Source organism: Rhodoferax sp. (assembly GCF_039922535.1).
In the GTDB taxonomy this organism is placed as follows: Bacteria; Pseudomonadota; Gammaproteobacteria; order Burkholderiales; family Burkholderiaceae_C; genus Rhodoferax_B.
The window spans coordinates 1-13,069 of the sequence record NZ_JBDTEM010000121.1 but is presented as its reverse complement, the minus strand read 5'-3'; the positions used below and the strand labels follow the sequence as shown (position 1 = coordinate 13,069).

The 13,069-nt window shown below is 63.4% G+C and carries 15 protein-coding genes; 4 read left to right on the top strand and 11 right to left on the bottom strand.

Features of this window, described 5'->3' with window-relative positions; translation table 11 throughout:
- Positions 1–195: 195 nt before the first annotated feature.
- Positions 196–954: an SDR family NAD(P)-dependent oxidoreductase gene (locus ABI213_RS05675; protein ID WP_348005318.1), complete on the bottom strand. Its 759-nt coding sequence runs from the start codon at positions 952–954 to the stop codon at positions 196–198.
- Between the two features lie 390 nt (positions 955–1,344).
- Between ABI213_RS05675 and ABI213_RS05670 the strand changes: the two genes are divergently transcribed.
- Positions 1,345–1,830 (top strand): hypothetical protein, encoded by a 486-nt coding sequence (locus tag ABI213_RS05670; protein WP_348005317.1) that lies wholly within the window; start codon positions 1,345–1,347, stop codon positions 1,828–1,830.
- Between the two features lie 87 nt (positions 1,831–1,917).
- Here the strand turns inward: ABI213_RS05670 and ABI213_RS05665 are convergent, their stop codons facing one another.
- From ABI213_RS05665 to ABI213_RS05655, 3 genes are all read right to left on the bottom strand, one after another.
- Positions 1,918–3,705 carry an MFS transporter gene (locus tag ABI213_RS05665; protein WP_348026373.1) on the bottom strand — a complete coding sequence of 596 codons (1,788 nt, stop codon included), beginning with the start codon at positions 3,703–3,705 and terminating at the stop codon, positions 1,918–1,920.
- Positions 3,696–4,304, bottom strand: a complete 609-nt coding sequence (locus tag ABI213_RS05660; protein WP_348026371.1) for a TetR/AcrR family transcriptional regulator — start codon at positions 4,302–4,304, stop codon at positions 3,696–3,698. The genes ABI213_RS05665 and ABI213_RS05660 overlap by 10 nt, the downstream gene beginning before the upstream one ends.
- A 129-nt stretch (positions 4,305–4,433) precedes the next feature.
- Positions 4,434–5,207 carry a sulfite exporter TauE/SafE family protein gene (locus ABI213_RS05655; RefSeq protein WP_348006772.1) on the bottom strand — a complete coding sequence of 258 codons (774 nt, stop codon included), beginning with the start codon at positions 5,205–5,207 and terminating at the stop codon, positions 4,434–4,436.
- A gap of 109 nt (positions 5,208–5,316) precedes the next feature.
- Here ABI213_RS05655 and ABI213_RS05650 point away from each other — a divergent pair, with 109 nt between their 5' ends.
- Complete coding sequence (locus ABI213_RS05650; RefSeq protein ID WP_348006773.1) at positions 5,317–6,240, top strand: LysR family transcriptional regulator; 924 nt, start codon at positions 5,317–5,319, stop codon at positions 6,238–6,240.
- 3 nt (positions 6,241–6,243) lie between these two features.
- Here ABI213_RS05650 and ABI213_RS05645 read toward each other — a convergent pair whose 3' ends face one another.
- The 4 genes from ABI213_RS05645 to ABI213_RS05630 all read right to left on the bottom strand — a co-directional run bounded on the left by ABI213_RS05645 (position 6,244) and on the right by ABI213_RS05630 (position 9,153).
- A complete protein-coding gene (locus tag ABI213_RS05645) occupies positions 6,244–6,738 on the bottom strand; it encodes a DinB family protein (protein ID WP_348006774.1) in 495 nt (164 codons plus the stop codon).
- Positions 6,739–6,774: 36 nt separating this feature from the next.
- A complete protein-coding gene (bla, locus tag ABI213_RS05640) occupies positions 6,775–7,680 on the bottom strand; it encodes a class A beta-lactamase (RefSeq protein WP_348006775.1) in 906 nt (301 codons plus the stop codon).
- A 74-nt stretch (positions 7,681–7,754) separates the two neighbouring features.
- Entirely contained in the window at positions 7,755–8,459 is a 705-nt protein-coding gene (locus tag ABI213_RS05635; protein ID WP_348006776.1) for a riboflavin synthase subunit alpha, read from the bottom strand.
- Between the two features lie 34 nt (positions 8,460–8,493).
- On the bottom strand, positions 8,494–9,153 hold the full coding sequence (locus ABI213_RS05630; protein WP_348006777.1) for a helix-turn-helix domain-containing protein: 660 nt from the start codon (positions 9,151–9,153) through the stop codon (positions 8,494–8,496).
- A 70-nt stretch (positions 9,154–9,223) separates the two neighbouring features.
- Between ABI213_RS05630 and ABI213_RS05625 the strand changes: the two genes are divergently transcribed.
- Together ABI213_RS05625 and ABI213_RS05620 are read left to right on the top strand one after the other, a co-directional pair.
- Positions 9,224–10,669, top strand: coding sequence for an MFS transporter (locus ABI213_RS05625; protein ID WP_348006778.1), 1,446 nt, complete (start codon positions 9,224–9,226; stop codon positions 10,667–10,669).
- Positions 10,670–10,846: 177 nt separating this feature from the next.
- Complete coding sequence (locus ABI213_RS05620) at positions 10,847–11,158, top strand: hypothetical protein (protein WP_348014722.1); 312 nt, start codon at positions 10,847–10,849, stop codon at positions 11,156–11,158.
- Between the two features lie 118 nt (positions 11,159–11,276).
- Here ABI213_RS05620 and ABI213_RS05615 read toward each other — a convergent pair whose 3' ends face one another.
- From ABI213_RS05615 to ABI213_RS05605, 3 genes are all read right to left on the bottom strand, one after another.
- Positions 11,277–11,918 (bottom strand): pseudouridine synthase, encoded by a 642-nt coding sequence (locus ABI213_RS05615; protein ID WP_348006780.1) that lies wholly within the window; start codon positions 11,916–11,918, stop codon positions 11,277–11,279.
- Positions 11,905–12,171 carry a VF530 family protein gene (locus tag ABI213_RS05610; protein ID WP_348006781.1) on the bottom strand — a complete coding sequence of 89 codons (267 nt, stop codon included), beginning with the start codon at positions 12,169–12,171 and terminating at the stop codon, positions 11,905–11,907. Before ABI213_RS05610 ends, ABI213_RS05615 begins: the two co-directional genes overlap by 14 nt.
- Positions 12,168–13,069 (bottom strand): ATP-binding protein (locus tag ABI213_RS05605; RefSeq protein WP_348026369.1); only part of this gene is annotated, 902 nt, incomplete at its 5' end. The genes ABI213_RS05605 and ABI213_RS05610, both read right to left, overlap by 4 nt.

Genomic DNA, 13,069 nt, shown 5'->3' with positions numbered 1-13,069 from the left:
AGATCGTGGTACCGGAAGTCTATTGAACACGTTCAGGCCGCCTGTGCTTGTGGAATAAGCGTGAGAAGCATCCTAAATGCATAGCAGCGGTAGCCAATAGGGGTCGGATCATCCGCGCGCAAAAAGCGTTGGATGCAGCCCAGGCCGCCGTCGCGCGCGTGCTCCGACCCCTATTGGCGATTTAACCCCCCAACATCAGCCCCGTACGTCGGCAACCGGCTCCGCCCCAAAATCCCCTCGCCCCAAATACGCCAGCACCCGCGCCGCCGCGTCCCCTGGCGATGTCAGTTGCCCATTGCGGTGCAAATCCGCAAACGCCCCCTGGTCCGCAAATGCCCCCGCATCCGCCCTGCGCAACTGCGCCTGCATGTCGGTATCGATCACCCCCGGTGCCAGCGAACATACTTTCGCCCCATTCGCCTGCCCCGCCTCGTCCAGCGCCACGCAGCGCGTAAAGTGGTCCATCCCCGCCTTGGCCGCGCAGTAGGCCGCAGAAGCTGCCATAGCCCGCCGCCCCAGCCCCGACGAAATATTCAACACCCGCCGCTGCCCCGGCCAGCCCTGCGTCGCCCCCAAAAACGCCGCCGTCAACTGCATCGGCGCCTCCAGCCCCACCCGCAGCGCCTGCGCCAGATCCGTCCCATCGGCATCCCGCAGCGGTGTGAGCTGCGCCAACGTGCCCGCGTTGTTGATCAGCGTTACGCTGGCCCACTGCGCCGAGTCCTGCTGCGCCAGCCATGCACCCAAGCGCTGCGCCACCGGCAGGCTGTCGGCCAGGTCGGCCTGCCACTGCTCCAGCACGCTGCCCGCCGGGGCAACCAGCAGCGCATTGGTCTGCCGCGAGATGCACACCAGATGGTGGTCCGCCTGCAGCAGTTGTTCGGCCATGGAAAGGCCCATACCGCGCGATGCGCCGGTGAGGATGGTGAGGTGTTGGGGGGATTTTTTAAGCATGGAATTGGAGGTTGGTGCAATTTCTATCTGCGTGGGTAGCTATGGATTTTGTGGTGAGGGCTATTGGGCTTCATGGGCAGTTTTAGCCGGACTTACGCAGCGCCTGCCTGAAGGGCCAAAGGCTCGCAACAGCAACAGGGCTAGCCGCCGCAGCGACGGCATTTTAAAAAACTGGGGTGTCGGCATGAGGGAAAAGTAGCTTTGTGCAGGTGCTGTTTGAATAGGCTGCTACACATTGTGTAGTAGGGAATCTGAACATGACACAAAGTTTGGTTTGTCTCTTACCCCATGGGCCCGCTGCTAGTATGGGCTCTGTATTGAACTGAGCCGCCATCGAATATGCAACATGACTTGACCAGCTTGCGCCGGGGCCCACGGCGGATTGTTCTAATGGCGTTGTTTGTGTGCGCGCCGATTGCGCTGTTGGCGGGCATATTGACATTTCATGTCTACGGCTTAGGCGCTCCTACGGCCTTATTCGCCTTTGTAGTTGTTCTACTGAGTTACGAAGCATGGAACGAGTTTCGGCTTAACCAGCGCGAAGTTCGCATTGATGTCAGCAATCGGGTCGTCTTGCTGCATGAAATGACGTTCTTGCGGAAAAAGCGTGTCAGAACCTTCTTGGCAGACGGCTTCTTTGCTGTCGTTTCCTACATTGGACCGGGGAAATCCCCGATCGTTTATGTTGAATTGATGACCCGGGACTCTCGCTACGGGTTGCGCATTACGGAGTTTCCAGTCACCAAATGGATGGAAGAGCCCCCAGAGGTTCAACAACTGCGTGTGCAGTTGTCTATCGTGTTGGGTCTTAAAGACGGCGGCTTTCTGGGCGGACGGTTTCCACTGCAGAGGATCAAAGATAGGTCTTGGGTTTGATGGGCAAACTGTCATCTACATCGTGAAGAAAAAAGCTTCTGTGCAGGGTTCATCAGCATGAGCCGCTATGGAATGCATAGTGGCGCGTTACGCCGCTTGAGGCTCCATGTCGTCGGTGAGCAGCGCTTCTAAGGCCAACCAGAGGGCATCGCACAGCCCATCCCGGAAAGCGGATGCTTTGAAGACCGCCTGCTCATCGCGGTACACGCGCCACAGCCGCAGATTGGCACCTGCTACACATTCCCGCACGTTCGACAGGCGGTCTGCCACCTTGACGACCAGGGCCAATTCATCTGTGCCGTTAATTTTGGCCAGCTTGGCATAGGTTTTTGCTTTGCGTTCCTGGCGGTTGGAACCCGGCTGGTCGGTTAACAGTGCGACGCAAGCCGCTACCTTGGCACCGAAACGGGCCTGAATTTCGTCCATCGTGGCATCGGTATCTTCTACAACATCGTGCAAATAACCGATGGCCTGTGCCTCTATTCCAAAGGGTGAGAGCTCGGCAGCGACTGCGTCCAGGTGGTACACGTAGGGATGCGGGCCGTACATCTGCAGGCCATGTTTGTATATGGCATACGCGCGGGCATCGGTCAAAGTGTAGGCTTGCATGGCAGCATTAAACATGAATGCGGTGCCCATTAAGGGGGGGGCTGCCACCGTTTCGACCACACCACCCGGTGTTTCCGCAGGCAGCTTGACCGTCAATACCAGCAACACCACGCCAACCAGCCCAATCCCGGTATAGACCGTGGTAAACGTACCGCTGTAGCTTGCCAGCAGTCCGGCACCGTAGTTGCCCAGCATGCCACCTGTGCCCTGCATGACGTTGGCAATGCCAAACACCGCTACGGCTGCCGATGCAGACGATGCCATTCTGGAAACGTAAGCCGGGATCAAGCCGAAGATGGGATAAAAAGCGGTAGAGAACAGCACGCTGGCGACTAGGGGCCAGTGTCCCGATGGATGCAGCACAAAAATCAGTGCCGCACACACCAGGCACACGTACACCAAAAGCATGGCAACTTTCAAGCCGATGCGGTCGGACAGCCATCCCACGGCCAGCCCGGCAAACATGCCGACACCCCCGATGACGGCCCAGATGTGGGCCGTGTATTCCACGCCAAAACCCAGCTCTGTACGCAAATACGATGAAAGATAGTTTTGAAAGGGGAAGGTCGCAAAGCCCAGGAAGAAGTTCATGGACCACACCAGCAGCACCCAAGAGGTGAGCAGCTCGGTTGGAAAACCTGCCCGGCGCACGCGAGCCTGGTTTGCCTGGACCACCGTGGTACCCGTGGCCGACGCCTTGCCCAGCAAGCCTGCGCGCCGAAACACCCACCCCACCGCGATGGCCATCACCACGGTAAGCAAGCCGACCAGCCACCAGACCGTCCGCCATTCCCCCCGGGGTGCATAGATAGGCACCAACAGGCTGTTGACGAACACCCCGTAGCTGGTGCCGCTGGATACCAGCCCCATCGCCATGCCCCGGTAGCGGGGGGCGACCACCCGCGCGATGACATCGACCATGGGTACAAAGACGGTCGCGGCAGTGCCGGCCAGCATGGTCAACAAGGCACCGATCAGATAGATGTTGTTGGCGCAAGGAATCAGCATGAGGGCCACGGCGCAGACCAAACCCGAACCCAGGATCATCCGACCGCCGCCTACTTTGGGCGTCAGCCAGGCGGCCAAGAGTGCGCAGACCAGAAAGCCGAACTGCCCCGCAGCCGTGACGGCACCCACATACACCAGGTCAAAACCCAACGCCGCCCGCATATCGGGCACCAGCTGGGCAAACAGGTACACCCCAAAACCGTAGGTTGCGGCGACCAGGGCGGTCAGCAAAACGACGATCACATGGTTCAAACGCATTGCCGCTCCCCCGCCTTTTGTGCGGCTTGGCGCGCATTTGCAATCAACTCTGCCGCCAACGCCCTGGCGACCCCGAAAACGCGGTCATCGTTTTCCAGCGCGCCGGTCAGAAACGTACCCTCCAGCAAGAGGAACAGGCGCTCGGCGACAGTCCCGGGGTCGTGGAGTCCAGCCGCTTGGGCCAGCAAGCCCAACAGCATCCGCACACCCTGTTTGTGCCGACTGACGGCAAGCCGCACCGGATGGGTTCGGTCGGGGAACTCGGCTGCGCAGTTGACGTAAGCGCAGCCACGCAAGCCGCCTTTTTGCAGCCAATCGCGGTACAGATCGAACAGGTTCAGCATCTTGTCGGCAGCGTTTTCCAGGGGGTCCAGGGACGCGCTGACGGCTTGGTTCCAGGAGGCATCGCGCTGGTCGAGGTAGGCGACGATCAACTCCTCTTTGGAAGCGAAATGCGCATACAAGGTCATCTTGGATACCCCGGCCTGCTCTGCGATTGCGGCGATGCCGGTGGCATGGATGCCATCCCTCAAAAACAGCTCGGATGCCGCATTCACCAAACGCTGCCGTGTACTGACCGTTCCAGACACCAATTTCATAAGACCACCTCTGTAGAAATTGTACTGACCGGTAAACCTAAAAATACAGAAAAACCGTCTTTAAGGTGCCTGCATGCGACATGCAGGCTTGCCGATGTCGCCTGATGACGGTCTCTATCTCAGCCCCACTTAGCCCATCACAAACGGTTTCGCCAGCATCCACACCGCCGTGCACAGCACCATCCACGCAAAAGCTGCCCGCATGCGCTTCTCGGGCAGGCGATGGGCCACGGCCACCCCGGCGGAGACGGTGAACAAGCCGCCTATGGCCAGCGGCAAGCCCATTTCCCAGTCCACCCGCTGTGCGGCGCTGTAGGTGAGCAGGGCGACAATGGCGCTGGGTGCCACCAGGGCCAGCGACAGGCTTTGGGCGACGGTTTGCTTTTGGCGAAACCAGCCGGTAAAGAAGGGGGTGGCCACCAGCCCGCCGCCCACGCCCAGCAGGCCCATGCTGCTGCCGCCCACGATGCCCACCAGGGGCATCCAGCGCAGGTCGCGCGGCTTGGCATCGGCGGTGGGTGCGGTGGCAGGGGCTTTCCACAGCATGCGCACGGCCAGGACCAGCAGAAACACGCTGAAAACCGTGCGCATGACATCCGACGGAAGGCGGGTGGCCACGTGGGCGACAGCCCAGGTGGTCAGGCAGCCCAGCACACCGATCTGCAGCGCGGTTTTCAGGGCCACGGGGTGCCGTTGGCTGTAGCGCATCCAGGCGATCAGCAGGTTGGGCACCATCATCACCAGGGCCGTGCCTTGCGCTACGGCCTGCTCCAGGCCAAAGCCCACCACCAGCAGTGGGATCACGATGATGCCGCCGCCAATGCCAAACATGCCACCCAGAAAGCCCAGCGCGGCACCCAGTAGCAGCATCAGCAAGAGCGCGGAGAGGGTGACGTGCAGCATGGGGTGGGCCGAAAAGTGGTAGAGCCTGCATGGTACGAGGCTTCATTGCATGCATCAATGGCTTGCAATGCAATTCATTCGGTAATAAATTGCACGAATAAGGACGCCCATGAAAGACACCCCAGACCTCAACTTCTTCGCCATCTTGGCGCGCCAGCCCAGCCTGGCGGCGGCATCCCAGGAACTGGGGGTCACGCCCCCGGCGGTGAGCCGCCGATTGGCGCAGCTGGAGCAGCGGCTGGGCGTGCGCCTGCTGAACCGCACCACCCGGCGGCTGAGCCTGACCCCGGAGGGCGAGCGCTATCTGGAAGAGGGCGGTCGCCTGCTGCGCGAGATTGAAGGGCTGGAGCGGTCTTTGGCGGCGGGGGCCGAGGTGCCGCATGGGATGTTGCGCATCAATGCCACCTATGGCTTTGGTCGCCGCCATTTGTCACCGGCCATCTCCGAGTTTCGCGGGCGCTACCCGGCGGTCGAAATCGTGCTGCAGCTGACCGACCGGCCTCTGGACTTGACGGCCCACGCCATGGACATCGGCATCCATTTCGGTGAACCGCCCGACCGGCGCATTCTGGCCCGCAAGATAGCCCCGAACCGGCGTATTCTGTGCGCCGCACCCCTCTACCTGCAGGGCCGGGCCGAGCCCACCACACCGCGCGATTTGCATGCCCATGAATGCATCGTGATCCGTGAGAGCAGCCCGGCTTTCAACAACTGGCAGCTGTCGGACGGGCAGCGCCAGGAGATGGTCAAGGTGTACGGCGGGCTGAGTACCAACTTTGGCGAGATCGCGGTGGACTGGGCGCTGGCCGGGCACGGCATCATGCTGCGTTCCGAGTGGGACATTGCGCCGTATCTGCGTTCGGGTCAGCTACGCCGGGTGCTGCCAGGCTGGGAGGGCTTGCCGTCGGACATCTACGCCATCTACCCCCAGCGCCACCATTTGTCGTCCAAAGTGCGGCTGTTTCTGGACTTTCTGGCCGCCAAGTTTGCCGACCAGCGCTCTTTGGAGGCGGCGAATACACAGGCTTGGTAAGGGTCAGCCCGGTTCCCGGCGCGCGGGTTGCGTTGCGTGGATGAAGACGGTGTAGGTGTCGGCCGGGTGCGCCACCTGCGCCAGATCCAGGGCATGGCCAATGGCCCCGCGGTGGTAGCTGCCGTGGTTGACGATGTGGAAAAGTATCTCCAGGCAGGCCATGGAGCCGTGTTTTCCATCGACAAACTCAAACGACACCGTGCGCCTTTTTTCGCCGGGTGTTAGGTGGTCCACGTAGCTTGCGAACCACTGGTTGGAAGCCTCCATTCTTTGGCTGAGCGCAGGCAAGTCGGGCACCACCTCGGTGTTGGTCGACAGGTGCGGCACCGGGGCACCCAGAAGACGCGCTTTGAACAGCTCTTCCACACGCACCATGTGGTTGAACTGCTGCAGTGCAAACGCATAGCCCGCAGGAAACTGCTGCGCGTCTATGCGGCTGACCGCATCCAGTGCGCGCCGATCGGCCCACTGTTTGTATTGAAATGCCTCTGCCAGCATGGGATGCCCTTCAAAAAACGGTGGATGTCAGACCGGTTAGGTCGCCACCAGCGCGGCCACCAGTTGCCCCACCTCGGCCAAGGCCTGGTCGCGCACTTCTTGCGCCGCGGTGGTTTCGGTCAGGTAGCTGGTCACCAGTACAGGCTTGCGGCCGGGCGGCCAGAGCACGGCGATGTCGTTGTTGCTGCCGTGGCCACCGGCACCGGTTTTGTCGGCCACGCGCCAGTCGGTGGGCAGCAGGGCGCGCAGTTTGCGATCGCCGGTTTTGCAGTCCAGCAGCCAGCGGGTGATTTGCGTGCGGGATGCGGGCGACAGGGCATCGCCCAGCACGATGCGCTGCAGGGTGCCCAGCATGGCGGCCGGCGTGGTGGTGTCGCGCGGGTCGCCGGGCGTGGCCTGGTTCAGGTGCGGCTCGATGCGGTCCAGCCGGGTGGCGGTGTCGCCCAGGCTGCGGGCATAGGCGATCAGGGCTTGCGGCCCACCAAAGCTGTGCAGCAGCAGATTCGCGGCGGGGTTGTCGCTGAGGGTGACGGCGGCTTCGCAGAGTTCGGCCACGGTCATGGGCGCGCCGCCCACGCGTGCCTGGGTCACGGGGGCGTAGGGCACCATGTCTGCCGCTTGCACGCTCACCTGCCGCGCCAACTGCTCTTGCCCCTGGTCTACGCGGGCCAGTACCAGCGCGGCGGCCAGAAATTTGAAGGTGCTGCACAGGGCAAAGCGCTCTGTGCCCCGGTAGGCGTAGGCCTCGCCCGTCTGGGTGTCCAGCACGGCCACCCCCAAGCGGCCACCGCTGGTGGTTTCGATCTGCTGCACCGCCTGCTGGAAACGCGCAGCGCTTGACGGTGGCGCGGCCCACAGCGTGGGGGCTGCACTGCCGATGGCGATGGCGCTGGCTGCGTGGAGCAAGTGGCGGCGCGGCAGAGTAGGGTAAAAATTAGGCATAAAAAGTGCCTCTGGCACAGGTACTACCTGCGCTGGCAGCTATGAAAAAGTTAGTTTTTGAACTGAGCCGTGGCTTACTTGGGCAACGGGGGTACGCCTACAAAGTCGTCCAGCGACAGGCCTTTTTCTTTCAGCAGGGCTTCCAGCAGCGGCTGGAGTTTGCCCAGGCTTTCGGCCACCGTTTCGCGCACGGTATCGACCACCACCTGGGTGCTGCGCTCGATTTCGATATTGAGCGCGTCGCCCGCTTGCTTGTGTTCAAAGGTGGTGGCGCGGCGGGTTTCGGGGATCAGCCACACCTCGAACCAACCCTCGGTGCGGTTGACTTCCGACACCGTCAGGCTCGCGCCGTTGATGGCGATGTAGCCTTTGGCAAAGATGTATTTGCGAAACGCTTGGGGAATAGCGATGCGCAGTTTGCGGTTGGTGTCGCTGGACTGCACGTCGGTGATGGTGGTCCAAAAATCCACATGGCCCGAGAGCGGGTGGCCGCCGATTTCGGCCCCGTCCTTGGCGGCGCGCTCTACATTCACCTCGCTGCCCTGGGCGTAGCTGCCCAACGTGGTGACGTTCAGGCTTTGCAAAATCACGTCGAACGCGGCGGCGGTAGGCGACAACAGCTCGGTCACTGTCAGGCAGACGCCGTCCACCGACACGCTGGCGCCGATGGCCAGATCCTGGCAAAAACCAGGAGGAAACGCCAGGTTGAAACTGCGCATGCCGTCGCGGTCCTGGAGCGCTGCAATGGTGGCGGTGGCTTGGATGATTCCAGTAAACATGGTGCGGTGCCGTGGGTAAAACCGCCATTGTCCTTCAGGCCAGTACGGGCGTAATGCGGTACACGCAACGCCGGGCACCGGCCAGCAGGTGCTGCTCGCGCTCCACGCGGGCATCGGGGCCCGCCACTTCCTGGAACAAAAGCAGCTCGGAGCGGCAAAACCCCTGGCAGCTACGGGCCGCCGCGCAGATCGGGCAGTGGTCTTCGACCAGCAGCCAGTCGGCACCGTCGGCTTCGGCGCGCGCCATGTAGCCCTCGGCCGTGCGCACCGCCGCCAGTTGCTCTAGCCGCTGTGCCAACGTGGGCGCGGTGCAGGCCTGGGCATACACCGCGCGCGCTTCCGTCTCGCGCTGGGTGACCAGGCGCTCTAGTCCGTCTTCGCCAAACAGCTGGCGGATGGAGCCGATGAGCTGCACCGTGAGCTGCGCGTGGGTGTCGGGGAAGCGGCCATAGCCGGCCTCGGTCAACCCCCAGTTTTGGCGCGGGCGGCCCGCGCCCGTGACGGCTTCTTGGCGGCCTTCCAGCAGGCCCGCGGCCACCAGCTTTTGTACCTGCTGGCGGGCCGCCTCACCGGTCACGTCCAGGGCTTGCGCCAGTGCGGTGGTAGAGGCCGGGCCCTTGGTTTTGATGAAGAACAGGATGCGGTCAGCCGTTGGCAAGGCTGGGTTATCAAAGATTTCGCTTGGGTAATACATGGAGTGGGGTTAATATCCAAGAAATTAGTTGGATAATAGCTCCATCACTCCACCTTGTCGAGACATACCTATGCCTACATCCCCCACCGTGACTGCCCCCTGGCGTGATTTGCTGCGCGGCCAGAACGGTCTCAAAGCCCTGGCCCTGACCGGCGGCGTGGCCTTGCACGCCATCAACGTGCATATCGTGACCACGGTGCTGCCCTCGGTGGTGGCCGATATTGGCGGGCTGGACTGGTATGCATGGAACACCACGCTGTTTGTGGTGGCGTCCATCGTCGGTGCGGCGCTGTCGGTGCGGCTGCTGGCAGTGTGGGGGCCGCGCGGGGCCTGTATGGCGGCGCTGGGGCTGTTTGCCGTGGGGTCGGCGGGCTGTGCCTTGGCGGCGTCCATGCCGTGGATGCTGGCCAGCCGCAGCGTGCAGGGCTGGGGCGGCGGCATGTTGGCGGCGCTGAGCTATGCGCTGATACGCGTGGTGTTTGCGCCACCGCTGTGGCCGCGCGCCGTGGCGCTGGTGTCGGGCATGTGGGGCGTGGCCACGCTGTGCGGCCCGGCGGTGGGCGGCTTGTTTGCCCAGGGCGGGCATTGGCGCTGGGCTTTCTGGACCCTGCTGCCAGTGGCCTTGCTACAAGCCGTACTGGTGGCTGTGCAGTTGCGGCCGGTCCGATTGGCTACCCCTGCTGCGGGTGCGGTGCCGCGCATTCCGCTGGTGCAGATTGCGCTGCTGGTGGCCTCGGTGTTGGCAGTGGCGGCGGGCAGTTTGTCGGCCCAACTGGCTTGGCAGGCGCTGGGCGTGGCGACCGGGCTGGCCCTGGGCGGCGCGGCCATTGCGTGGGAGCGGCGGGCCTTGGTGCGCCTATTGCCCACCGGGGGCACCGCGCCGGGCACGCCGCTGGGGGCGGTGTATGCCTGCCTGGCCTTGCTGCTGGTGGGCACTACCACCGAAATTTTTGTGCCCTACTTTTTGCAGACGCTGCAGGGTTTGACACCGTTGACGGCGGGCTACCTGACGGCGGCGATGGCTGGCGGCTGGAGCCTGGGCTCGGTGCTGTCGTCCGGCCACAGCGGTGCGCGTGCGGTGGCTTTGCTGCGGACCGGGCCGCTGCTGTGCACGGTGAGCCTGCTGGCGCTGGCCGTGCTGGTGCCCGTGGACATGGGCTTGCCTTCGGCATGGCACACCGCGTTGTGTGCGGTGGCGCTGGCCGGTGTGGGGGCCGGTGTGGGCATAGGCTGGCCGCATCTGCTGACGCGGGTGTTGACGCTGGCACCGCCGGGCGAGGAGGGCGTGGCCTCGGCCGCCATCACCACGGTGCAGCTCTACGGCATGGCGCTGGGTGCGGCTGCCGCCGGGCTGGTGGTGAACGCGGCGGGCCTGACCCATCCCGGCGGTAGCGCCGGTGCGGCATCGGCTGCGGCCTGGCTGTTTGCAAGCTTTGCACTGGCCCCGCTGCTGGCGGGGTACCTGCTGCACCGCATGGCGAAGCCGCGTGGGCTGCCCAGAGGGGTGGCCGCTTAATCATTTTTTATATATAAAAAATGCCTCTGGTGCATATTCTGCCTGCGCAGGCAGCTATGGATACCAGAGCAAAAGGTTCTGCCGGGTTGCATCAGATTCTGGGCCGCCATGGGCTATGCAGTCGTAAACTTGGCTTTTACGCCATTTAGAACGTTTTAAGCCGCTACCGATATGCCCATGACCCTGCCCAACCTGCCCGGACACACCCCAGCCGCTGAACCGTCTGCCGCCGATGCCATTGCCGACGCGCTGGAAAAACACAAGCAGGTGGCCGACGACATCAAAGACGTGGCCGAAGAACTGAGCGTGGTGCATGCCGTGCTGGACACGCAAATCCCCGGCGATGTGGGCCATGAAGACGTGGGCGAAGCCGTGGCCCGCACCGACGCGCTGGAAAAACGCCTGAACGAGTCGGCCAAAGTACTGGAAGAGGCCACCGAGGCGTTGGAGCAAGAGGTCAAGGCCTTGCAAACCGGCCCAGCTTCCTGAAGGCACCGCACACCGCCTTACAACAGGCAAAATTGATAGCTAAATACCAGGCATTCAAAGTGCCTCCGGCGCAGATAGAACTTGCGCCAAAAGCTATTGAAACCGTAGCAAATAGCTTCTAAAACGCGGCCACACAGTCCCAGCGCAGCGCCACGCCCGTGGCCGGGTGCTGCAAAGCCAGGTGGCTGGCATGCAGCAACAAGCGGCTGGCCATGGCCTGTACGGCGGCTGGGGCATACAGCGCGTCGCCCAGGATGGGGTGGCCGATGGCGGCCAGGTGCACGCGCAGCTGGTGCGATCGGCCCGTGACCGGTTCCAGCGCCAGCCGGGTGGAGCCGTCCAGGGCCTCCAGTACCTGCCAGCGGGTGCAGCTGGGTTTGCCGTGCTCCCAGTCGATCTTGCGCAGCGGGCGATTCGGCCAGTCCACCAGGATGGGCAGGTCGATCTGGCCTTGCGCCTCAGCGGGTCGGCCCGCCACCACGGCGGTGTAACGCTTGGTGACTTCACGGCCCGCGAAGGCGGCGTTGAGCAGGCGCTGCATGGCGACGCCACGTGCCATCAGGATCAGGCCGGAGGTGGCCATGTCCAGCCGGTGCACCACCAACGCGTCGGGGTAGGCCTGCTGGGCGCGGGTGCTCAGGCAGTCTTGCTTGTCTTCGCCCCGGCCGGGCACCGAGAGCAGGCCGCTGGGTTTGTGGAAAACCAGCAGGTGGTCGTCGGCGTAAACCGTGTCCAGGCCCGCAGGCTCAGAGGTTTCCACGGCGTTGTTCGCGCTGCATGAAGAGGTACAGGCCTTCGACTTTTTCGCGGGCCCAAGGGGTTTTGCGCAGAAACTTCAGGCTGGAGGCGATGCTGGGGTCGCTGGTGAAGCAGCGGATGTTGATCTGCTGGCCCAGGCTTTCCCAGCCATAGGTGGCGACCAGCGCGGTCAAGATGGCTTCCAGGGTCAGGCCGTGCAGCGGATTGCGGGTTTGTTTGGCGGGTGCTGGGGTGTCAGGGATGTCGTTACTCATGCGGCGGCGTTGTCCAAAATCAGGCGCTGCACGGTAGCACACAGTTCTTCCACGTCGTTGGGTTTGTGGATCAGGGCTTTGACCCCTTCGGCAATGGCGCTTTGCTCGATCTCGGCGGTGATGTAGCCCGAGGCCAGGGCCACCGGCAGGTCGGGGCGGATGCGCTGGGCTTCGCGCACCAGGTCCACGCCGCAGTAGCCGGGCATGTTGAAGTCGGTCACCAGCAGGTCGTAGGCCCCCGCGTTGGCGCGCAGCTCGGCGGCGGCCTTGTTGGGGTCGGAGAAGCCGCTGACCCGAAAGCCACGTCGGCGCAGCAAGCGCTCGACCAGAAACACCAGCGCGTGGTCGTCGTCCACATACATCACGTGCTTGCCCTGCATCTGTTGGCTGACCGCGGGTGCGGCCTCGGTATCGGACGGGGGGGCGGCGAGCAGGGCGGCGAAATCCGAATCGGTGACCGGCTCCATCGCCGGGAAGTACAGGGTGAAACGGCTGCCCAGCGCCGGTGCGCTTTGCACGTCTACCGCACCCGCATGGCTGCGCATCACGCCGTGCACCACAGCCAGGCCCAAGCCGGTCCCCTGGCCAACCTCTTTGGTGGTGAAGAAGGGCTCAAAAATACGCAGCAGGGTTTCTCCGTCCATGCCCTTGCCGCTATCCAGCACGGTGAGCATGGCGTAGTGGCCGGGGATGATGTTGAGGCGGTCACACAAGCGCAGATCGGGGTCTACGCCCGACAGCTCAATGCTGACCACGCCGCGCTGGTCGCCGTTGGCCTGGATGGCGTTGGTACACAGGTTGAGCACGGCCTGCTGGACCTGCACCGCGTCGGCCATCACCACCGGGGTGTAGGGGTCGATGTGCAGGTGCAGTTCCACCGCAGGGGGCAGGGTGACGC